21 protein-coding genes and 3 pseudogenes are annotated in these 21,899 nt (G+C 57.6%); 17 read left to right on the top strand and 7 right to left on the bottom strand.

The annotated features are described in order from the left end of the window. Window positions 1-503 precede the first annotated feature (503 nt). The gene (locus tag LPU83_RS75945; RefSeq protein ID WP_024318728.1) at window positions 504-746 is read left to right on the top strand and encodes a DUF6894 family protein; all 243 of its coding nucleotides are present in this window, start codon (window positions 504-506) and stop codon (window positions 744-746) included. 118 nt (window positions 747-864) lie between these two features. Here the strand turns inward: LPU83_RS75945 and LPU83_RS62635 are convergent, their stop codons facing one another. Continuing rightward, entirely contained in the window at window positions 865-1,101 is a 237-nt protein-coding gene (locus LPU83_RS62635; protein WP_029710515.1) for a hypothetical protein, read from the bottom strand. Window positions 1,102-1,476: 375 nt separating this feature from the next. Here LPU83_RS62635 and LPU83_RS62630 point away from each other — a divergent pair, with 375 nt between their 5' ends. Then, window positions 1,477-1,632 carry an entericidin domain-containing protein gene (locus tag LPU83_RS62630; protein ID WP_024318726.1) on the top strand — a complete coding sequence of 52 codons (156 nt, stop codon included), beginning with the start codon at window positions 1,477-1,479 and terminating at the stop codon, window positions 1,630-1,632. Between the two features lie 561 nt (window positions 1,633-2,193). Here the strand turns inward: LPU83_RS62630 and LPU83_RS62625 are convergent. Next, window positions 2,194-2,625: a hypothetical protein gene (locus LPU83_RS62625; protein WP_024318725.1), complete on the bottom strand. Its 432-nt coding sequence runs from the start codon at window positions 2,623-2,625 to the stop codon at window positions 2,194-2,196. 744 nt (window positions 2,626-3,369) lie between these two features. Here LPU83_RS62625 and LPU83_RS62620 point away from each other — a divergent pair. The 10 genes and pseudogenes from LPU83_RS62620 to LPU83_RS62575 all read left to right on the top strand — a co-directional run bounded on the left by LPU83_RS62620 (window position 3,370) and on the right by LPU83_RS62575 (window position 10,589). Then, window positions 3,370-3,657, top strand: a complete 288-nt coding sequence (locus tag LPU83_RS62620; RefSeq protein ID WP_231052432.1) for a DUF982 domain-containing protein — start codon at window positions 3,370-3,372, stop codon at window positions 3,655-3,657. A 132-nt stretch (window positions 3,658-3,789) separates the two neighbouring features. Further along, window positions 3,790-4,563 carry a phosphodiester glycosidase family protein gene (locus LPU83_RS62615; protein ID WP_024318722.1) on the top strand — a complete coding sequence of 258 codons (774 nt, stop codon included), beginning with the start codon at window positions 3,790-3,792 and terminating at the stop codon, window positions 4,561-4,563. 354 nt (window positions 4,564-4,917) lie between these two features. After that, window positions 4,918-5,510, top strand: a pseudogene (locus tag LPU83_RS75940) (chemotaxis protein CheB). A gap of 33 nt (window positions 5,511-5,543) precedes the next feature. Then, window positions 5,544-5,963, top strand: a complete 420-nt coding sequence (tnpA, locus tag LPU83_RS62605; protein ID WP_037069550.1) for an IS66-like element accessory protein TnpA — start codon at window positions 5,544-5,546, stop codon at window positions 5,961-5,963. Then, window positions 5,944-6,297: an IS66 family insertion sequence element accessory protein TnpB gene (gene tnpB, locus LPU83_RS62600; protein WP_037069548.1), complete on the top strand. Its 354-nt coding sequence runs from the start codon at window positions 5,944-5,946 to the stop codon at window positions 6,295-6,297. The genes tnpA and tnpB overlap by 20 nt, the downstream gene beginning before the upstream one ends. 54 nt (window positions 6,298-6,351) lie before the next feature. Next, window positions 6,352-7,941, top strand: coding sequence for an IS66 family transposase (tnpC, locus tag LPU83_RS62595; RefSeq protein ID WP_037069545.1), 1,590 nt, complete (start codon window positions 6,352-6,354; stop codon window positions 7,939-7,941). Window positions 7,942-8,534: 593 nt separating this feature from the next. Beyond that, window positions 8,535-8,657, top strand: coding sequence for a DUF2934 domain-containing protein (locus LPU83_RS76075; RefSeq protein WP_082321293.1), 123 nt, complete (start codon window positions 8,535-8,537; stop codon window positions 8,655-8,657). Window positions 8,658-8,763: 106 nt separating this feature from the next. Continuing rightward, entirely contained in the window at window positions 8,764-9,045 is a 282-nt protein-coding gene (locus LPU83_RS62585) for a response regulator (protein WP_231052431.1), read from the top strand. Window positions 9,046-9,475: 430 nt separating this feature from the next. Then, a complete protein-coding gene (locus LPU83_RS62580; protein WP_040680815.1) occupies window positions 9,476-9,847 on the top strand; it encodes a DUF2934 domain-containing protein in 372 nt (123 codons plus the stop codon). 304 nt (window positions 9,848-10,151) lie between these two features. Further along, the gene (locus LPU83_RS62575) at window positions 10,152-10,589 is read left to right on the top strand and encodes a hypothetical protein (protein WP_141652617.1); all 438 of its coding nucleotides are present in this window, start codon (window positions 10,152-10,154) and stop codon (window positions 10,587-10,589) included. 121 nt (window positions 10,590-10,710) lie between these two features. Here the strand turns inward: LPU83_RS62575 and LPU83_RS74515 are convergent, their stop codons facing one another. The 3 genes from LPU83_RS74515 to LPU83_RS62560 all read right to left on the bottom strand — a co-directional run bounded on the left by LPU83_RS74515 (window position 10,711) and on the right by LPU83_RS62560 (window position 13,122). After that, window positions 10,711-10,914: a hypothetical protein gene (locus tag LPU83_RS74515; protein ID WP_024318509.1), complete on the bottom strand. Its 204-nt coding sequence runs from the start codon at window positions 10,912-10,914 to the stop codon at window positions 10,711-10,713. Window positions 10,915-11,580: 666 nt separating this feature from the next. Next, the gene (gene ligD, locus LPU83_RS62565) at window positions 11,581-12,621 is read right to left on the bottom strand and encodes a non-homologous end-joining DNA ligase (protein ID WP_040680814.1); all 1,041 of its coding nucleotides are present in this window, start codon (window positions 12,619-12,621) and stop codon (window positions 11,581-11,583) included. Between the two features lie 138 nt (window positions 12,622-12,759). Next, window positions 12,760-13,122: a DUF982 domain-containing protein gene (locus LPU83_RS62560; protein WP_374046223.1), complete on the bottom strand. Its 363-nt coding sequence runs from the start codon at window positions 13,120-13,122 to the stop codon at window positions 12,760-12,762. Window positions 13,123-13,572: 450 nt separating this feature from the next. On the opposite strand from LPU83_RS62560, the gene LPU83_RS62555 reads away from it, so the two are divergent. The 4 genes from LPU83_RS62555 to LPU83_RS62540 all read left to right on the top strand — a co-directional run bounded on the left by LPU83_RS62555 (window position 13,573) and on the right by LPU83_RS62540 (window position 18,716). Then, window positions 13,573-15,453: an ABC transporter ATP-binding protein gene (locus LPU83_RS62555; RefSeq protein ID WP_024318506.1), complete on the top strand. Its 1,881-nt coding sequence runs from the start codon at window positions 13,573-13,575 to the stop codon at window positions 15,451-15,453. Window positions 15,454-15,910: 457 nt separating this feature from the next. Further along, window positions 15,911-17,317 carry an adenylate/guanylate cyclase domain-containing protein gene (locus tag LPU83_RS62550; RefSeq protein WP_024318505.1) on the top strand — a complete coding sequence of 469 codons (1,407 nt, stop codon included), beginning with the start codon at window positions 15,911-15,913 and terminating at the stop codon, window positions 17,315-17,317. A 156-nt stretch (window positions 17,318-17,473) separates the two neighbouring features. Continuing rightward, a complete protein-coding gene (locus LPU83_RS62545; RefSeq protein ID WP_024318504.1) occupies window positions 17,474-17,665 on the top strand; it encodes a hypothetical protein in 192 nt (63 codons plus the stop codon). A 196-nt stretch (window positions 17,666-17,861) separates the two neighbouring features. Beyond that, window positions 17,862-18,716, top strand: a complete 855-nt coding sequence (locus LPU83_RS62540; RefSeq protein WP_024318503.1) for an aminoglycoside phosphotransferase family protein — start codon at window positions 17,862-17,864, stop codon at window positions 18,714-18,716. 230 nt (window positions 18,717-18,946) lie between these two features. Here LPU83_RS62540 and LPU83_RS62535 read toward each other — a convergent pair. Together LPU83_RS62535 and LPU83_RS62530 are read right to left on the bottom strand one after the other, a co-directional pair. Beyond that, a pseudogene (locus LPU83_RS62535) lies at window positions 18,947-19,382 on the bottom strand (LbetaH domain-containing protein); the annotation flags it as partial. A gap of 19 nt (window positions 19,383-19,401) precedes the next feature. Continuing rightward, window positions 19,402-21,180, bottom strand: a complete 1,779-nt coding sequence (locus LPU83_RS62530; protein WP_024318501.1) for an adenylate/guanylate cyclase domain-containing protein — start codon at window positions 21,178-21,180, stop codon at window positions 19,402-19,404. A gap of 121 nt (window positions 21,181-21,301) precedes the next feature. Between LPU83_RS62530 and LPU83_RS74510 the strand changes: the two are divergent. Next, window positions 21,302-21,403, top strand: a pseudogene (locus tag LPU83_RS74510) (AzlD family protein); the annotation flags it as partial. Window positions 21,404-21,899 lie beyond the last annotated feature (496 nt).

Genomic DNA, 21,899 nt, shown 5'->3' with positions numbered 1-21,899 from the left:
TCTTCTGCTTCAAAATGAACAATGAGCGTAAATTGCGCTGAGTCTGCGAGTCGGGTCAAGGCGAATTGGACAGGCTCAACTGCAATTTAACCGCGCGGTGGCGGACTTCGTCAACACAGGCAGAATAGATTTTCAGATCAAGACCCTTCATCAGGAAGTTTCGGCGCAGGTGCCACGCCGTGTGAGGGTGCCAGGGCCTTCTGACGGGATCTTTCCCGTGCAGGGTGTCGAGAGGACGACCACCAGGGTCTTAGTATCTCGCCCTCGGATACGACCGCACCAAAGTTCTCAGCTGAGAACTATGACCTGAGCGCGGCGCCTATCGATCTCTCCCAAGGTGTGCGACCGCTTTGTCTGCCTGCGTGAGGCGAGTGTGTCCGATATGGGCCTCATTCCAAGGCTTTATCCCTCCCAGAACGGCAGGATAGAGAAATTGCATACAGGCTAGGAACCAACAAAGACACGATGCGTTTTTTTGGTTCAATCTTTTCCCGTGGTTGCCGATGACCAAGTATTTCTTCCACCTCCGCAAAGGCAATGAGATTATCAAAGATGAGGAAGGCGTAGACCTTGACAGCGCTGCCGCCGCTCATCGAGAGGCCATTGTCGCGGCCCGAGAAATGTTGGCCGAGGCGGTCTTGCAAGGCGACGTTGTCGATGGTCAAGTGTTCGAGATTACCGACAGTACGGGAAGAATAATCGAATGTCTCCCGTTGAAGAAAGCTCTCCGCCTTAACGAAAGCTAGCGGCCGGATTGAGCATCCAAGATCCGCTTTGCGGGCGCGACATCCGATGTCGCGACGGGCTCGATCCAAAAGCATCGTCTGTGAGCTCTGACGTCGATTGGAGGCGGGCGATGAAGGCTTATTCGGAGCCCTTCCGCTGCCATTCCTTATATGGTTGTAGTGCCTGACCTGGGAACCGCCGCTCGATTTCGGTTTCCACCAATGCAATAAACGCGAGAGTATCGTCCAGGTCCATCCGTGCGCGAGAGAGCGCTTCGCTCTGCTTTTCGAGGTCCTGCATCCTTAAAAACACCTCGTCGTCTGTCATCGCCGACAGGCGGTCTGCGAAGGTCGCGGGATCATCTTGCTTGGGCATAGTATCCTCCCAGCTCAAACGTTATCGCCGCCGGTGATCGAGATCGCCATGTCCCTCTGGAGCTCCAACGTCGCAGGTCAGAAAAACGCACCTGCAAAACTTCGGCATATCACTCATCGAGATCTCCCTCGCAGCCACGCTTCGCTTTGGGTGTCGCATTCGCGATCGCCTTGAGACCCGTCATATTCTCCTGGAATATGACGACCAAGCTTACCCCTCAACTCCGGTTCTATCAGGATGTTCCAACATCGACCGTCAGGAACATTAGCCGACATTTCACCGACCCGTGCGTGAGGTCGATGCTCGTGACCTTTTGGGAGAACAAATTGGAAGCACGAGACGTTACTTATCCGTCTTCAACAAGGATTATGTGCCATGACCGTTGTAACGAGACTAGCCGCCGCCCTGTTTCTGATAGTTTTCATGGCTTCTTGCGCCAACACCATCAAGGGAATTGGCCGCGATACCGCAAATACGGTTAACGCCACCCAGAATGCTGGACACCGCGTCGGAAACGCCGCAGCAAACTGAGAGAAGCCGGCGTCCGTGTCTGCCTTTGAGTAAGGTCACCTGGGAGGACACGCGGCTCAATACGTGCCTGTGCCAGGGATGGCTTTCCTTGCCATGTCCGCAAGGCGCGTACTGCGCCATCTCTTTTCGTAACCCGTACAACCTGGCGCATAACGTCTCCCTCGAACTTACCGACGCCAAGCTCACTCAAACCGCCCGTGGCTCTAAGGCCGCAATCGCAAAAAGACCGAGGGATCGAAAGCGGCGGCTGCCAAGGGTACTGCCATAAGTGCATCCGCTCCAAAAGAAAGACCAAGGGCAATAGTCAACAAATCCCGACAAGCACGGAAGCAACCGGACGATCCGAAGGACGATTCCGTCGCCGAAAGAGAGCCTGTTGTCGCGCCAGCCCCTAACTAAAATGTGGACTACTTACCGTCGCAAAAATCAGACGCAAAGCGTGTCGTTTTGCGTCCAACTTTTGCGACAGAAATTCCGCTATAACTTCAGGAGGGGCAGCTTAGTTGCGAAATTGGGATTTCAGCGACGGAGCGGTCTCGTCGTCGGCGTAGTGAGTGGACTTCAGATGATGCCGCGCTTCCTTAAAAGCGCCTGCTCGTCGCCTGACACCCAGCCAAAAACTTTCGCCCCTCCGTCCAGCTCCTGGACGAAGTAGTGAACGTCAAAATCTATCGCTACGTCCGATTGATCCTTGCGGACATAGGTTGCCGTCCATGCAACATGGGCCACGCAATGGTGTTCATCTATGTGCGAGAGGCGGATATTGCGTATCCGCATCTGCTTCGTCCCTATCGCCCGATAGTGCGCATAATCTCGCGCCATGGCTTGCTTGAGTTGATCGTCGTTCTTTCCGGTCATCACCCCAACAGGCGATGCCGCTATGAAGTCGGAGGCATACAACGATGCGACCTGATCCATATCTATGTCGCCATCGAGGGACTGCTTGAAAACGCGTTCGTATCGCTCGAAGAGCTTCCTTACGCTGGCCTCCATGGTTTCCCCTCCGAGTGCAGCTTAGTTCCGTATGATCGTGAGCCGAAAAGCTCCTGTCGCGAAATTCCCCGATTAACGCGGCGGCTTTGCGCCTGTTTTTTGCGACACCGCAAGCATAGCATTTCGCAACAGTTGCGTACGCAGAATGCTTGACGAAGATATTTCAAGCGAGATTAACTGCCTGCGATCACATGCTGCAAGCGAAACCGGCTCCATCGCATACTCAATTCCACGTTTTGGGGCCTGGTGTTGTAGCGGGCGTTTTCTTTCCAGTGAACGTGAAGCTCAGGTCGGCACATACGAAAGTTTGGGTCAGCTATACGAATGCCCAACTATCAGGTTCAGACGGCAGTGCCATGATGATCCGGAACCTGGCTACTACGCGCATCCCGGATGCGCTCTGCTGAAAGACTTCGTCCGTGCGCATCGTGATGATCGCGATTCTGGTTTGTATGGTCGCAGGTGTCCTCAGTCCCTGTTGGTCACCGGCACCGGCGATCAAGTTCCATTTGGACAGCCCCTTCAAAGATCCCCGTACTCGTTCCAATGAGGCACAAAGGGTCTAATGCCCGATCAGTTGCCCTCTCGCGAGGCTACGTTGGGAGCAGACAACAAGTAACAAAAGCGATAGTTGCGCCAACCCCTGCATCCGCTCGCAAACTGCGATATTGTGGTCCCGTTGCCTTAAATTGGCTGAGTGGGAATGGCAGTATGGTGACCATCGCGACTCATAGGAGGTTCATGATGATGGTCGTCCGCGGGGATTGGATGTATGGGCTCGAAGTCTGGTTGCCTGGTCAGGCGCATCCGGTCGATGTGAAGAGTACAAACGAAGCTTCGGCGCTTCTCGCCGAACGGTGGCCAGTAACTTTTGGTCCAGCCTTCGAGTATGCGCTTGCAACGTGCGCGGCGGTCACTGAGGGACAGCTTCCAGCGGAGGAAGCAAGGCAGGCTCTGGTAGAGGCCGCAATCGCCGCCGGCATTGTTTGTACACAGCGCGTCCAAGGTGCGCCGGCAGCGCCTCGTCTTTAGGTGCCACTCGATCATCATCCACAAATGCGGGCGCTTGGTTGGGCTAAACAGTCCGGATCGCCCCGGCGCTCAGAAGTTGTGCGATCACTGAGAGGATCGATCCATTGGCGATTGAAAAGGAGACCGGCAACGATGCCCGATCTCAAACATGGTGTGCTCGTTGCTGCCATGGTCCTGGCAGCATCAATAGTATCCTTACAATCCGCTCTTGCCCAACAATGCGCGCGACAAACCTTCGAAGAGACGAGATATGTCGTTTGCACAGTGGAAGTGGGTAAAGCCGACCTGAGATTGTTCTGGAAGAACGTCGATGGCGAGCCCTACCGCTACTTTTCAAGCGTTGCGAAAGCCGTCCGCGACGAGGGGCGAACGCTGGCGTTTGCCGTCAACGCCGGCATGTACCTACCGGATTTCTCACCAATCGGACTCTACGTCGAAAACGGGCGGGAATTGAGATCCGCCAATACCGCAGAGCCTGAAGGCTCCCTCGGCCCGGTACCGAATTTCTATAAAGAGCCGAACGGGGTGTTCTTTCTCGATGACGCAAGCGCCGGAATACTGCCGACGAATGAATTTCTGAAGCGTCGGCAAAGGGTGCGTTTCGCCACCCAGTCCGGTCCAATGCTCGCTATCCAGAACAAGGTGAATCCGATCTTTATTGTCGGGTCGACAGATAGAACGCGGCGGAGCGGTGTGGGGCTCTGCGGCAAGGCAGTTCGCTTCGCGATCAGCGAAGACAGGGTGAATTTTTATGATTTCGCGCGGCTTTTCCGTGATCATTTGAAGTGCCCCAATGCATTGTTCCTCGATGGTGGACGAGGCGTGGGGATTTACAATCCGGCAATGGGCCGCAATGACCGATCCTGGCATGGCGGATTCGGCCCAGTCTTCGGAGTTGTCGAATAACAGTGGTAAGGCGATGGGCGGCAATTACAGGTAGCACGAGTTGATGGCCCAATATTTCTGGCTGCCGGTCGATTAATTGAAAACCAGGCACAATCGCTCGGCCCCCCGGCCGCGTGAACCCTCCCCAGTCCGCTAGAATGTTTTTCGACCTAAGCGAGACGTGCGGCCATAGGCGCCATGAGACGATGTCGCCATTCCGACTTTGCATGCGGAGGGGCCGTTCGACCGAGAAACCCACGGGACAGCTTCTGAACGCCACTCGCCCCCGGTGAATTGATGCGTCTTGACGATTTCGCCCTATATGCTCCCATGTAACGCGGCATAAAATAGTCTGCTGGGTTGTAATAGATTCCAATGAAGGGTCCGATGTCAGAGGATTCAAGACTTCCTGTCGTCGGTGTGGGCGCTTCGGCCGGCGGCGTCCCGGCCCTGGACGCGTTCTTTCGCCAAATGCCCGCAGATCCAGGTGTAGCAATCATAGTAATCACCCATCTTCGCCCGGACCGCGAAAGTTATTTACACGAGATCTTGGCCGCTACACGCCGATGCCGGTAACGGTCGCGGCGAACAACACCCGCGTTGAGTCCAATCATGTCTATGTGATGCCCTGCAATGTAACCCTCACGATTGACAAGGGCATACTTCGCACCCGCGAACTCGATCCAATGAACCGTGAGCGCAAGCCCATCGATATATTCCTGGTTTCGTTGGCGTTGGGGCGACTATTCGGTGGCGGTCATTTTGTCAGGCGGCGACGGAGACGGCACGCTGGGCGCAAAGGCGGTTCAAGGTTGCGGCTCGACAGTAAGCCACCGAAGCGACAGCCGACGCCGAATCCAGGACGGACCCCGTCCAGGTCAGAGGTACTTCAACTTTGTATCGCAGCTAATCCAAGGGTAAGCGCTAATTTCTGTGCGCCTTCTGTAGCGGAGTGCTGTGAGGCATGAACCTTCCACCAAAAAATAGGTGGACACCAAATCATGGATGAAGATGCTCCTAAACTGCAGGTACGGCTTGTTGGTCGCGACGGCCGCCGTCGATATGACCCTGCGTCGAGAGATCAGCTTGTCGCGGCGTGCTTAGAACCCGGCGTTTCGGTCTCGCGGCTGGCGCTGGAGCACGGCGTCAATGCGAATCTCGTCCGGAAGTGGATGAAGAAGTCCAGAGCGGAGCGTCAATTGCCTTTGGCCTCGGCGTTCGTTCCGGTTCAGATTGCTCCGGATATGCACTCGGGTTCTGCTGGCGATCTGAAGAAGACCAAGCCATTGAGCCAGTGCCTTCCCGCGTCCAAGGTGAGCGCACTCCTGCCGAACGGGGTCAGCCTGACCGTCGAGTGCGCCGGTGTGGAAGTGCTGGAAGCAATCATAGGAGCGCTGGGTCATGTTCAGACTGGGCGGTGATCTCAAGGTTTACCTGCATCGCGAACCGATCGACTTCCGCGCGGGCATCAACAGCCTGGCGGTCCTGGTCCAGGAGACGATGGCGCTGGATCCGTTTGCGCCTGCGGTTTTTGCCTTCTGCAATCGCCGGCGTGACCGAATGAAGCTGCTGTTTTTTGATCGTTCCGGTTTTGTGATGGTCCTGAAGCGGTTGACCGAGGACAGGTTCAGATGGCCCCGTTGCGAGGTGCCGGTGGTCATGCTGACGACAGAACAGCTTCACTGGATCCTCGATGGCATCGATATCGACGCAATGGTGCGCCATCCGGTGCGGCAATATCAGATTGCCGGCTGACGGATGTCGAATTGAGCAGTTGACGCGGCTGGGCGGTTCAGATTCAAGAATCTGATGACTCGCACCGGCGAACCGAGCATTGCAGAACTGATGGCGCAATTGGCAGCCAATGCTGCCGAAATCGCTGCGCTCAAAGCCGAGAAGGAAGCGCTCTCGCAGCGGGTCGTCAAGCTGGAAGAAGAGCTTGCACTGGCAAAACTCCATCGCTTTGCCCCCCGCAGTGAAAAGCACATTGATCGTCTCTTCAACGAGGCCGAAGAGGCTGCGGTCGAGGATGGCAGCGAAGCAGGCGATGTTGTCGAGCTTCCGGACACCGGCCTGCCAGCGGTAGAAGGTCAAACGGGAAAGAAGCGTGGACGCAGACCTCTGCCAGAAGACCTGCCACGCGAGCGCGTCGAATATGACCTCCCCGACGATCAGAAGTCTTGTCCCTGCTGCCAGGGTCAGATGCATCGCATGGGCGAGGCTGTTACCGAGCAGCTCCATATCGAGGTCAAGGCAAAGGTCCTACAGAATGTGCGGTTCAAGTACGCTTGCCGCCATTGCGACCGCACCGGGATCAACACACCCGTCGTGATCGCACCGATGCCGACGCAGCCCCTGCCGGGCAGCATCGCTACCGCCTCGACGTTAGCCTTCGCGCTCGTCCACAAATACGTCGACGGCACACCGCTTTACCGCGTGGCTCAGACATTCGAGCGTGCTGGTGTTCCGATCAGCCGCGGCGCTCTCGCTCACTGGGTCATCGGCTCAAGCGAGAAGCATCTGCACCGCATCTATGATGCGCTGAAACTGCGGTTGCGATCGCAGCCTCTCATTCATGGCGATGAGACGACGGTTCAAGTCCTCAAGGAAAAGGACAAGGAGGCCACCAGCACATCGTACATGTGGGCCTATCGCAGCGGCGAGGACAGTGACCAGCCAATCGTACTGCTCGATTATCAGCCCGGGCGCGGCCAGATCCACCCGCAGACCTTCCTTGGTGACTACCGCGGCATATTGGTGAGCGATGGCTACACAGCCTGGCGCACATTGCATGGCGCAACCCATGTCGGATGCATGGCTCACTCCAGGCGGCGCTTCGTCGAAGCCCTCAAGGCAAGAAAGAATGGCGGCGGCCCGCCGGAGCAAGCGCTCAGGTTCTTCGAGCAGCTCTACCGGATCGAGAGGCAGGCGCGAGAGATAAAGCCCGACGCCGGTGAAACGCAGGCCGCCTGCATTCGCCGCTTCCGGCAACAGCACAGTTTGCCTGTCCTGAACGCCCTCAAGACGTGGCTCGATAACATCGCGCCGAAGGTCGTGCCGGATACCAAGCTCGGCGATGCTGTGTCCTACACCCTGAACCAATGGGATTATCTGACGCGCTACACCAGCGACGGCAGGATGCCGATCGATAACAACATCCTGGAACGCGACATCAGGGTTTTTGCGACCGGAAGAAAATCGTGGCTGTTCAGCGACACTGCTGACGGAGCCAAGGCCAGTGCTGTGATTTACAGTCTGATGCTGACATGCCGCGCCTGTGGCGTCGACCCTCTGATCTGGCTGCGCCACGTACTCACCGAGTTGCCACAGCGCGAAGAGAATGCCGACATCGGCGACCTGCTCCCGTTCAACTTCTCCAAGACCTCCACGACCGAATAGAGCCGGATACCGCGACCGATGCTATCCGCCGTTCGGTGTGGAACAGGCGTCAATACGCATCGAAAATCGCGCTTACATCCAAGGCGGTTTGTAGTGCTCGATGGCCATGTGGAATCGGATCCGCTAATCATTTTGCGGATCTGGAACCAAGCTGATTTCGCAAGGTTCATAACAATAGGGAAAGGAGACAAAGACATGACCACGCAAGACCGTCTTCCCTTGTTGATCTACATTAGCGGAATTGTCCTTATTGGGATCACAATCCTGATTGGAGCACTCGCTGGTAGTCAATACGAGGGGTACCGGGATCGGCCGGCTTTGGTCGAGATCGAGTGACACCGATTCTCGCCTGGCAATTAAAACGCGCCCAGCAACCGAAGCGCGGCGCATCCTTTGGCCAGGGCTTGGAGACCTACGCCTGACAGCAGATATGCTGCTAATAGCGACGGGTGTACCGCCTGGCGATGCAGCACGCGACGTTCTTCGGCTTTGTCTAAACTCTTTCAGCGACACGAGCCGCGACCTTCGGCCGATTTTTATACGTCGGCGGAACCGGATCCTCTTCGCCACGTTCGGATCAGCGGAGGCAGGAAATGGATGGAGACAGATACAATTGGATCAGCCGACAGGCCCATCAGATCTGGCAGCAGGAAGGCTGTCCCTCGGGTGCGATCGCGAGCACTGGTTGCAGGCAATGTCCGAGTTCGAAGGGCTAGAACGCGAGGATCAAGGCCATTGTGCTGACCATGCGAAGGTTGAGAAGGTGTGGGTCCTCTCATCCGCTATGCGGCCGTCGACGCGGTTGAGCAGGATGGCTTCGATGTGGTTGAAGCAGCAAACGCTGATGAGGCGCTGGTGCTTCTTCAAGACGGCTCGGCTGATGCCGTCTTCACCGACATCAACATGCCTGGTTCGATTGACGGCCTGGGCCTTGTTTCCCTAATTCGAGCCCGATTTCCCGACGCGCGGGTTATCGTGACATCAGGGCATGTTCAGCTCGGCCATTTCGACCTGCCAAGTGGTGCTTCGTTCCTTCCAAAGCCGTACACTTTCGACGCCTTGATTAAAATGCTCAAGGTTCCCAGGCGGTTGCAGTCAGCCTAAATTCAAAGAACTTTAAGATGGCGCCGAGCAAGCAAACCCGTGTCGTCAGCATTCGCCGTCGTCCACGCAATTTGCGTTTGCGCGGCGAAGCGAGTTGCACGCTCTGGACTGCGCAATCACGGCTTCGTTCCCGAGCAGCGCCTACTTCAAATATTGGGACATTCGTCATTCGGAACTCGTGCACATGCGGCGTCGAATTCGAGGCTCACGTGGCTGAATGCCTCCCGAAAGTCGCTTGCTGGGTCTGCAGACAAGAAAATATGGCGCCAACCTCGCTGCCGGGCATGGACGTCATCCCTCCAAGGCTAGTGGCTGGAAAGTCTTGGCTTGCTGCGTCATCGTTGTACGATTCATTACGAAGCTTTGCCCGGAGGGAACATCCTTGATTTGGCATCGTTAGCATGCGCAACCTTTTAAAAGGAGCGCGAAAATGGCAAGAGAAACAAAGGTTCCCATTCAAGGCACACGTCCGGATGAAACGGCCATCGCAACATCGCGCGAAAGGTGTGATGGTGTCCAAGTTGGAAACCGCACGGAACGCATTCGACGACGGGCCTACGAACTATGGGAGCGCGAGGGTAGCCCGCCTGGACAACACGACGATCACTGGCTTCAGGCCGAGCGTGAAATCCTTGATGGAAACGACGAACTCAAAACCGACGACGATTCCGATCTGGATACCATGCTTGAATCGGCCAGGCAGCATTCCGACGCGGTCATAACCGACCCCGGGGGCGCCGAGAAGCGAGAAACGACACCAGCCGTGGACGAACAGACAGGACAATTCAAACGACGGCAATGATTGCGGTGATCCCGATGCTTCAGGCGGAAGGGACGTTTACGCAGCCGAAGAGACACTCGTGGACGTACAAGCGATAGAAGGAAACACGAGCTTTAGCACGCAGGGATTTCGTCGTTGAAACAGATCGTCTGGCGCTGTCCCGCTCGGCGATAGATGGTGTTTGACACCGATTTTGAAGCAGGAGAGCTGGTTGCGCCGAGCGCCTGACCACTCGAATACACGCGGAACTTCCACCCTGCACTTTTGAAAGCCGTTGTTCGAACGAATGCCGCCCGACGGCGTTTCTTTGCTGAAGGAGATCCGCATGGGCCTGAACGTACGGGGACAAACGGTCTATACAGTCAGCCAGGATGTGCTGGACGATGTCCTGATGGCCAATCACTTGATCGATGAGTTTTTGCTTTTCATGAAGGAGGACGAGATCGGGAATGACCTGATCGACGAAATCGAGCTTCCTGTGCAAAAGAATGCACTTGTCGAAGCTTTTCGCATCGCCATCGCTGCCGAGAGGCAGCCGACTGTCCGAGCGCTGCTCATTAAGGCGGGGATGACGCTGGCTCAGTTTCGAATTGGTCTTGGCAACCGGATCAGGCTGACGCCACTGACCCCGCACGGCCGATCCCCGCAATTGCGATCCTGCGCATTCGAACGGAGGTTGGAACGCATACTGATCGCCACGGCCGAAGAACGGGTTCACCTGTGTGAGTTCTATCGGCGTGTGTGCGTCCAATCCTACAATTAGGAGAACGGGAAGACCGACCTCCCCAATCCTCGACCGGGATGAGATAATGCAGATCCTACCCGAACCGGAGAACCCGCTGAAAGGGTGCCAGCGTCCTATGGTGTGCTGACGCCCCTTTAGATCAGTGCACTGCAGCGCGTGGTTCACCTTTGGTCCTGGCGGCTAGGTGATCCGTGATCGCCCGACGGATATCCGTGACCGTGTCGAACAGCTTGTTGTCAAGATCTATCACATGAAAGCGGACGGCGATGAACTTCAAGCGGTTGTCAAAGGGAACGGCTATACCGACTTCCTGACCATTGAAAACGACAGCTTGCCTTTGCATAGAACACTCCAATCCGAGACGCGGATCAAAATTAGCAAATTGGAATGAAATGTTTACGACGCGCTATGTTTGCGATCGTCGCTTCGCATCGAATTGAAGACGTGTACTCTTCGATGCATCCAGGCTCTAAGAAGAATTCGAACGGATCTTGTCATCGTTCCTCCCCAGCGGTCGCCATTCGCCGACCGCTGAACGCTCATGTGTCAAATACTTTGTCCCTCTGACGACAAAAGCTAACCTAGGATTCTCCTTCAAGCAACTATTATCTTTATATTTTTAGTACTTCTTTTAGTATTACTATTACCGCACCTGCGAATAAGAGAGACTATACTACGGAGGCGGCATCTAGAAAAAGCAGCGTGGCCAGATCCTACGCTATGTCGGGACGCGGGTCCGTCAACGCACGGCCTTGAGATAGCAATGGTTGCGGATTTGCCACCGCCGCGCAGAAGGTACGCAAAGCGGAGCCAGGGTCGGCATCAATGTAAATGGTTTCAATGCGCGGCGCTGAAGGGCTTCCTCTGATGTCGCAGTGAATGACGAATTGTGTCGATGTCTAGCTTTCGTCGTCGGACGAGACCATGTTCACGATCACCGCATTTGCCCAGGCGTCGCGAAGCGGGCCGAATTCAGGGCCGTTGTCCTTGGTCGCAAGGTCGGGACTGATCACTCGATTTCGTAGACCGCTGCATTATCCTGCACGTCGCGGAGGCCCTTATACGACGCGTGCCGTAGCTTGCCGTCATGTGTCCAGGCGCGGTACTCGATCTCGGCAATCAGTGTCGGTTGCACCCACACGACGTCACTGCGCGGCCCATCGTATTCGACCGGCGGCCGTTTCGCTCTAATGCGGTCCAGCGTATTGCGCAGCGACTCCGCGTTGCTTTCGGTGAAGCCCGTACCGACGTTTCCGACGTAAACCCACTCGCGGCCCTTGCTGGCTGCAAGAAGGAGGCTACCGATCCCTGCCCGCGCCACCGATGAGGGCTCGTAGCCGACGACGATGAAACTGTCGCTCTGCACACATTTGACCTTGATCCAATCGCCAAGACGTCCTGACCGGTAAGTGCTGTCGCGATGCTTCGCAATAATACCTTCAAGCCCCTGCTCGCAGGCAACTGTGAATATCTCCCGGCCATCTCCGTCAATTGCCTCCGAGAGCCGAATAGCGCCCTCCTCGCCCCGCAGAAGAGACTCTAGGAAGAACCGACGCGATGATAGCTCCATGTTTCGGATATCGTGCCCATCGAAGTATAGAAGATCGAAGGCCATCATCATCGCCTGCCCCGAGGGAAGCTTCCCACGTCGACCGCCTAGCGAATTCTGCAGCATGCCAAAGTGGGGCCGCCCCTGCTCGTCGAGGACAACTGCCTCCCCATCGATGATAGCTGTTCCGACACCCAGGCTCTTGGCCGCTGCCTCGATCGCCGGGAAACGATATGTCCAATCATGTCCCCCGCGCGTCAGGATGCGTACATTGCCATTGTCGAGATGCACCGCAATGCGATACCCGTCCCATTTGATCTCGTAGAGCCACTCCGGACCAGCGGGCGGACGCTGCTTGACGAGCGCCAGACATGGCTCGACGCGCGTTGCCATAAGGTCAAAGGGCAACTGTGGCTGCGACGGGTCACGAGGTTTTCTTGGACTGGAGCGAAGTGGCTCCTCCCCAGTGAGCAAAGGTTTAGGACGCGGAGTTTTGGTCATTGATGCTCATCACGAAATGAAGATGGGAGTTCTTTACCTTGAAGGCCTCGAATGTGAGGCGTATCGTCCGCGTGTTGCCCGCTCTGGGGCACTGCTCATCATTTCCTGAGCCCTGCCTCTTTGTGGGGCTCTCTTTTCTCAGCCTGCTTTTCGCGTTTCCGCGACATCGTCCGGCAGGACGTGCAGCCCTACCTCATGGGCTGCGGCAACGAAAGCCGCTCGGGCACATGCCGCATCTGTAAAGAATTCCAGCGCTTCCAGCGAAGTCATGAGGGCACGATGGAATGAAGGTGCCTTTGACAACGTGAATTTGCTGCTTAGGAGCATGGCGGCGAGGTCCTCGACTGTATCAGCGTGTCGATAGCGGCCGGTGTTGCCTTCAATCTCGACATCTATCGGGCTGATAAAAACGGGGATCTCGCCAGCCATGCTCCTAAACTCCCTCGACTTTATTAGAATCCAGTAAATGGCAAGGCGACCCGTTTCGTCCAGCCCCGCCATGCCCCATTAGGAGCTCCCTCAGTCAATAGTTAGAACAGAAATGGAACATGGATCATGCAGTTCGTCACTGAGCGTAGCGACACGTCTGACGCAGCGTAAAATATCGTCCTCTCCCTTCATCTCGGCTGGGAGATACTGGGATCGCCCTCGTGGGACCGGCGGATTACACACGCTGTCGACACTTTCCGGAAGAGACCGGCCCTTTCGTTATCGATCCCGAGGGACGTTCACGGGCCGACAGGTGTTCAGCAGGTTCCCTAGATCAACGAGGCAGGAACGTCGGACGCCCCAGGCACTCTCCCACGATCTCAGATCCGACATTTGCGACCCTTCCCATTCCAGGAGATTTGCGGAGATTTTCTGATTGAGATTGCAATCGGAAGATGGTCCTATGCGACCTGCATAGCTGAGTCCCCTCGCCCTCCTCCCGATTATTGACCCGAGCGGCCCATGTCGATTTCAGATGCGATCTACCGTCCCTTCGAAACGCTGATCCGCCCGCTCGATATTCCCTACCGGCCGCTGCCTTCCAAGGGGCCCGTAGCCGTCCTCGTGCACTTCATCTCGATGTTCCGTGGCGTGCTGATTTCCCTCGCACTTTCATCCATGGCGATGGAGGCCATCAACCTGACCATCGTCTGGGGGCTTTCGGTCATTGTCGATGGCGTATCGCAGAAGGGCGCATCCGCCTTCCTGCACCGCGAATGGCCACTCCTGACGTTTCTCGGGCTTCTGATCTTTCCGGCCATGCCAATCGCCTCCTTCCTTCTAAACACACTCAACTCGCATACGCTCGGCATCGGCATGCCGGCCGCCATCCAGTGGCAGGGGCACAAGGCGGTGGAGCGGCAGGATCTCGCCTTTTTCCATGATCTCTACGCCGGACAGGTCGCCTCGCGCCTGCAGCAGGTATCGTCCGCCGTCCAGCAGCAGATCATTGCTGCCTTCCAGTCCATTCCGCGCTTCCTGCTGCAGCTGGTCGGCTCAGTGGTCCTGCTGTCGAGCCTGTCCTGGCAGCTCGCCTTGCCAGTCGTAATCTGGATCGCGCTCAATGTGGCGCTCACCATCAAGATGGCGCCGATCTTTGCCGAGCGTTCGCGCCGCACCGCCAAGCAGCGCAGCTTGGTGGCCGGCGCCATCACCGATCTCTACACCAACATGCAGATGATCAAGCAGTTCGCCGCCGAAGACAGCGAAGCCGGCGCCATCAGCCGCATCATCCGAAAGGCCATACACACGCAGCACGGAGAACAGCGCATCTACCGCACCTCGGAACTGATTGTCGTGGTCCTCAACACGACGCTCTGGCTGGTGATGCTGGCGATCGGTTTCTCGGGTCTCGTCAACGGCTTTCTGACGGTCGGCGAGTTCGTCGGCGCGGTCTACATTCTCCAGCGGCTCTCCACGCAGATCTTCACCTTCCTGCAGATGGGCCAGCAGATCTTCCAGGCGATAGGGACGATCAAGGACGCGATGCCGGTGATGACGACGCCGCCCACCATCATCGATCGGCCTGACGCGGCGAGCCTCACGGTCAACAGCGGCGAAATTCGTTTCCAAGACGTTTCTTTTGCATACAAGTCTGGAAAGCCCGTCATCGATAATCTGTCTCTGACGGTTCGGCCCGGCGAGAAGGTGGGGCTGGTCGGCCTCTCCGGGGCAGGCAAGACGACGCTGGTGAGTCTGCTGCTGCGTTTCTACGACATCGGGGACGGCGCGATCCTGATCGACGGTCTGGACATCCGCACGGTCACGCAGGCAAGTCTTCGCCGCAACATCGGGGTCATCGCGCAAGACGTCGCGCTGCTGCACCGATCGGTCGGCGACAATATACGCTATGGCCGACCGGAGGCGACAAAGGATGAGATCGAACACGCCGCGAAGACAGCAAGGGCCGATGTATTCATCACCGATCTTGCGGACGGCGAAGGCCGTAAGGGTTATGACGCCTTCGTCGGAGACCGCGGCATCAAGCTATCCGGTGGTCAACGGCAGCGCGTAGCAATCGCCCGCGTTTTGCTGAAGGACGCGCCGATCCTCGTGCTCGACGAGGCGACCTCCGCCCTCGACAGCGAATCTGAGGCCGCCATTCAGGAAAAACTCAACTTGGTGATGGAGGGCAAGACGGTGATTGCCATCGCACATCGCCTTTCGACCATTGCCATGATGGACCGCATCGTCGTGCTAGATCAGGGCCGTATCCTAGAAGAAGGCAGGCCGGACGAACTGGTCGAACGGGATGGCTTGTTTGCCCGTCTGTGGAAACGCCAGACCGGCGGCTTTATTCCTGAAGAAATCAACGAACCTTTGCCGGCATCGCCAGCGACCTAACCGGTCGGCTGAGGCTTATTGTGTCGGCGAGGCTGTGCTTTCCGGCCAAAGCGGTCGCTCGTCATTGAATTGCGTGGCTTCTCGCGACCATGTGATCGGCAATGTAGGCAGCCTCTTCACCAACCCCAAAGAGCAGGCTGGACTTGAAAGTGTGCATCCAATGCAGCCAAGGAAATACAAATTCGCGCAGTTGGTGACGCCCGTTCCCGAATAGGGGCTCCGCGTTCGTCGAACACCGGAAATGTCCAGCCAACCAAAATCGAAAGAGTGTTTACCGGCTCAAGGTGCCATTCTAGCAATACCGATCCGTGACCGCTTACGACGGTATCGACAATCCAAGGAGATCGGGAAGCCAGCAGCGTCCATTCGTCGAGATTTCTATCAGGAAATTCCCGTGTTATAGTCCCGGTAACCTGGCGTCGTCCGCCGTAGCGTTCCGTGCACAGAGGCTTGTCTAATGAGCGAAGTGGACGTGCTTTTTGCTGCCCTGCGACAGGCGGCTGACCCGCAGACGGTGGAGTGTATCGAGAACGTAGTCATGGGTGGCTCGGATCGCGAACTCAACCGCATCAATGCGCTCGCCTTCGCCGATGCGCATCATCTCGATGAAGAGAAAACGATCGCAGCGCTTCTACATGCAGCACGCATAGGCGCGTTCGAGATGACCTGGAATGTCCTTTGCCCAGGATGCGGCGGCGTCCTTGACACCGGCACAACCCTGAAAGCAGTCGACCGAGAGGCGTACCATTGCGCGCTCTGCGCCGCCGGATACGAACCAACCCTCGACGAGATGGTAGAGGTAACGTTCACGGTCAGCCCGAGAGTGCGCAGGATTGCTGCCCACGATCCCGATCGGTTGCCTCCACTTGAGTACTACCGCCAAATCTTCTTCAGCTCCGGAGTCGACTTGCCAGAGAACTTCGAAGAGAGGTTCGCACGCATCCTATTGGAGATGATCGAGTTGGATCCGGGCGAAAAGGCTTTCGTCTCACTACAACTGCCAGCGCAATTCGTCATCATCTTCGATGCGGTGACACACTCGGCGCAGTTCATCGACGTAAAGGGCGAGCCCACCGACGAACGTCAGAACCTCTCAATGGTCATCAGTCAGGTGCATGCGTTGAACGAAACGGTTACCCTCCATCCTGGCCTACTGCGGCTCACCCTCGAGAACCACACCGATCGCAGAGTGGTACCGAACGTTTGCGTCGCAGGAGACGAGCTGCACGACCTACTGGGCCGCAGGCGGGCTTTTCTGACAGCCAAGCGTCTACTGACGAACCAGAGCTTCCGGGACATCTATCGGACCGACACAATTGACGTCGACCAGCGCCTCAAGATCACAAGCCTGACCTTCCTCTTCACTGACTTGAGGGGCTCGACCGCTCTCTACGAGCGCATCGGAGATCTTGCAGCTTTCGATCTGGTGCGAGCGCATTTCAGGGTTCTCCACGAGATCGTCGCCACAGAGGCCGGAGCGGTTGTCAAGACCATAGGCGATGCAGTGATGGCGACCTTCCCGAGCCCGGACCGCGCGGTGGCGGCCGCGCTGCGGATGCGAGAGGCGATGCTACGGTTAAATACCGAACACGGCAGCGACGATCTTCTCCTGAAGATCGGCATCCATGAGGGACCATGCCTCGCAGTCAACCTCAACGACCGGCAGGACTACTTCGGCCAGACTGTCAATATCGCCTCCCGCGTACAGGGCCTTGCTGATCCCAATGTGATCCTGACGACGGAGGCGATTGTCGGTGATGCCCAAGTTTCAGAGATCCTACGAGACAGCGGCATCACATCGGTGTCGCGGATGGAGGAACTTCAGGGCATCGGGCGGGAGGTAAGAATCTTCGCCCTGTCGTGAGCTTTGTCTGCCCCTCGCTGTCTCATGGGCACTTGAGTTTGTTGCCCACAGCGGTCGTTTTCGGGCATGCCCCTCTCGATAAGCGAGCTCAGCCACAAGCAGTTCCGTGATGCCAACGGGGCTTGTGCCAGCGAAAAGCCAACAGGTGTCTAACCGATGCTTGCGCGCTACATTGGGGATATGGATGCGATCTATGCCTTGCTCATCTTTGCCGCGGTGATTGCAATCAGCTATCTGGCCGGCAGATGGAACACGTCGGATGTCGACCACTATATGGGCTTCGACAAGCTACGTCCGGCCCGCAAGCGGAACGCTCCGAACGGCGATAAGCATGCGAAAAACGAGTGATGCGGCCCGTTGTCGCCGAGCCTATTCGATAAGGCACTAGGTTCGAGCATATTGCCGCGACCGTCTATTTCTGGCGGCGCAATCCGGAAGTGACCGACCGCTCTCGGACCGAGGATATCTTCGATTTGACCGATCATCTGCTCCGCGCCTAAGCTTCCAGACCGCAAGCGCGCGACAGTGAGAGCTAGTTGGACGTATGGTTGAGCCAGAGATTCCCCTAGAGGGCGGTGCGGACTCGAGAGTCGTTCGGGTCGGTCAAACAGTTCGGCGCAGCGGTCGCGCTTGGTCTCCCGCCGTCCTTGATCTTCTGCAGCACATTGAACGTGAAGGATTTGCTGGGGCGCCGCGTGCGCATGGCTTTGATGACCAGGGGCGAGAGGTTCTGACCTATATCGAGGGCGAGGTCGGCCAAGGCGCCGGGTTCATCCCCGACGAAGGTGGCCGCTTCGACGTCCGTCTCCCAGACTATGTCTGGCGCGACGACGTGCTCGGGCATCTCGGCGCGCTCGTACGTGCCTATCACGATGCGGCGGCGACCTTTCCGTGGGCTGACCGCGAGTGGCGCTTAAAGGCTCAGCAACCTGTCGAGACGGTTTGTCACAACGATCTCACGCCATGGAATGTCGTCTTTCGCGCAGGCCTGCCGGTTGCTTTCATCGATTGGGACGCCGCGGCACCAGGGCCTCGCGCGTGGGACCTCGGGTTCATCGCCTGGCGTTGGGTGCCGTTCTGGCGTGACGCGAAGTGTCGAGCACACGGACTTGCGACCGGTGTCGACGAAAAGGCCCGCCGCTTTCGTTTGCTGCTTCACGCATACGGGCTGGAGTCTGAAGTCGGTGTCGTGCAAGCGGCAATCGAGCGGGTGCGGCAATTGCAGGAACACATGTGGAAGCTCGTCGCCGACGGTTCCAAGTGGGAGGTGGAACTCGCTCGTCGCGGTGTGCTCGATGAGGCGGCGCTTGAGATCGCCTGGATTGTGGAGCACGCTGCAGCGCTTGTGGGGTCGCGACCTATCCCGATGAAGGCTGCTGCTCGCGCATCCCGGAAGTGACCGGCCCTGCGGGGCGTAGGATCGACTGCTTGGTCGGCGAGGCGAAATCAACGGGAAAAGGCGGAACTTAGCGACTGAGACCGCCTGCCTTCCTCGACGCTACGTGGAAACGCGGAAGGCTCTCCAATCACCCGCGATGACGGATTTTGGCGGATCGTATTGAAGAAATCCAAGTTCGCGGCAACCCGCGCTTTTCGGCCGACCCTGGTGGGAGCAAATGTTCTAGACCGCTATGTTAACTTGTCAGCAGGTGTGACGGTCCGCCCCGGTCGAATTCCGGACGACCTGTTCGTGTCAGGCTTGGCGATTGGGCGACGCCAGTGGCGATGAAGTGCCTCCACGTCGCCGTTCGTCAAGATCGGCATCGTCTCCCTCAACTGGGCATCAGACCAATCCCACCACTTCACTTCAAGTAGCTCCTCGACACCAGGCATGACGATAACCTCAAAGCCGATCCAGACATCGTTGCCGATCACGGTGTCGCCGATATCCGTTTTCCGCTCCGCTGAATTCGGCCACCTCCGGCATCCAGAAAAACGGAAACGTGCTGATCCATTCATTACGGTGCCCCTGATTACCCGCCATAATGAAGGAGGCGCTCGATCCGATTGAGCAGAAGCTTCCGATTACGAGCTTATCGGCTCCCTCGTCGCATCTGGCGCATTCCGTGCGACCTCCGCGCGCGTTAGACCGTCAGCCCCGCCTTGCGCAGTCCTTCAACGCGGCGCTCAAAATCGTTGGGGTTCCGGAACGGAAGGACGCGGCGGCGACGCTCGACAGAGAAACCAGGATTTATCTGGAGCGCGTGCTCCCAAGCCATCCGGCTCTCCTGCGGCCGACCGAGGTGACCATAGCACGACGCAAGCAGGGCATAGGCCGTCTCAGATTGCGGGTTTCGTTCGAGCCGCTCGTTGATCACATCAATCGCCTCTTGATACTCATCGAGGGAAAACAGCGCCTCCGCGCGAAATTGGAGCAGCACTTCCGGATAGTGCGGGTCCAGCCGCATCACGGCATCGAGCGTTTCAAGCGCATCGGCCGGATCGCCGGAAAATATTTGCATATGGGCCTTCGCCATATGGAGATCGACGGAGTTTGGCGCAAGCGCGAGTCCGCGTTCCACCTCGGCCCACGCCCGGTCCATTTGCCGGCTCCACATGCTGGCCACTGCCAGCGCGAAGTGACCGTTGGGCTGCTCCTCGGCCATTTCCACTGCCTGTTGCGCGAGCTCTCGCCCAATCCGGAGCGAGCCTTCCGGGTCGGTGCTCCAGGCGTTAACGTAGTCGAGCACACGGGTGAACGAAATCAGTGCGTGGGCCGCCACATAGCCCGGATCGAGACCGAGGGCTGCGGTTGCCAGACTGCGCGCGGCGATATTTCCGTTTCGGGTATGCGCTGACGCTCGCTCCCGAGCACGCAAGTAGAATTCGTACGCCTCCACGTTGACTGCGCGCCCTTGGGAAAGGCGATCCTTGTCGCCGGCCGTCAGCTTCAGCTTGAGCGCAGCCACGATCTCCTGGGTGATTTCATCCTGAACTGCGAAAATGTCCACGAGATCGCGATCAAACCGACTGGCCCAGACATGTCCGCCGTTGCTCGCGTCGATCAATTGCGCTGTGACGCGTACCCGGTTGCCCGCCTTGCGCACGCTGCCCTCGAGCACGTAGCGGACGCCAAGCGCCCTTGCTACCTCTGGCACGGAGACCGCTGCCTTCTTGTATACGAAAGACGAGTTGCGAGCGATCACGTGCAACTCGGACAGCCTCGAAAGGTCAGTAATGATGTCCTCGCTGATACCGTCGGAGAAATACTCCTGTTCGGCATCGCCGCTCATGTTGTTGAACGCAAGCACGGCGATAGATGGCTTACCAGGAACAGGCGGCACCGAAGGTCCTGCGGGGACACCGGTCTCTGCTATCGCCGGCTCTGGCTGCGCGACGATGCCGACCTGAAGCGAATAGACCCGGATCGGCTCAGCGATGTTCTTGAGTTGCGTCGCACCGAGATCGGTTGGAGGAAGCTCGAGCCGAGCCTTCACCTGGCGGTAGGCGTCTTCAGATAGACAGATACCGCCGGGCTTAGCAATTCCTTCCAATCGCGAGGCGATGTTGACGCCGTCGCCCATCAGGTCGCCATCGCTTTCCTCGACGACATCGCCCAGATGGATGCCGATCCGGAACTCGATACGGCGCTCCTGCGGTACGCCGGCGTTGCGCTCGAGCATGGCGCTCTGAACCTCGATTGCACACCGTACGGCGTCGACGACACTGCGGAATTCGATGAGACTTCCGTCTCCGGTGCGCTTAACCACGCGGCCGTTGTGCACGGCGATGGTCGGATCGATCAGATCGCTGCGCAGTGCCCGCAGCCGCGCCAGAATGCGATCCTCGTCCGCACCAGCGAGACGACTGTAGCCGACTACATCCGCGACCAGGATCGCCGCAATTTTTCGCGTCTCGCTCATAGCGCCCGTTCCTGCTATGCACAGACTAGCATACTGGCCCGGCCAACGCTCCCCAATCTCGAATTCGTTCGCTGAGAAAGTCCCCAATAAGCCATCGGCCGAATGCCGATTCTGACCTGATGCCTTGGGCGTCACCGTGCTGGCCGCCCCGCGACTGCCCCTTCTTCCTACTGTCATTATTGGAATTGTCACGGCGGGCATTCTCCGGCATGTGCTTGGCTGATGCGACGCTCGATGGCGGAGGCTTGGATGACCGAGATTGAAGAGGTGGAACACTGGGTCGGGTGTCCTGAGGGAAAGCTCTCTATTCCAAGTCGTGGATGCCACGCGACCTGACCTCACAGCAATCGATTATCCTTTTCCACGACTCACTTGGTTGCATTGCGCTCCGGAGAGAGCTTCCAAGATCAGTTGCCATTGCCCTCGGCGGTCAGGCATTCGCGGCGGAATTTCCCGGAGATCGATGACATAGCCTGTCGGCACGAAGCGCCAGATCGCAAAGTTCCGTATTCACGAGGGAACGCGTACCCAAGTCTTCAATGCAAGGTACATTGAGCTGTCTCGCGGAAGGTCGGCGTCACCTTGCTTACCGGCGGCGTCACACTTGCTCGGGCTGTATCGGACCCGGTACTATCCGAGAAGCTTGCAAACCTTATAGCGGTGGAAGCGATACGTTCCGTTTATTGATCTGGCGATCATCCCGGAGCCAACGCTGACCG

It is taken from the genome of Rhizobium favelukesii (assembly GCF_000577275.2).
GTDB classification, from domain to species: Bacteria; Pseudomonadota; Alphaproteobacteria; order Rhizobiales; family Rhizobiaceae; genus Rhizobium; species Rhizobium favelukesii.
Note: the sequence above shows the minus strand (reverse complement) of the source record. Positions and strands in the feature narration are given on the sequence as shown.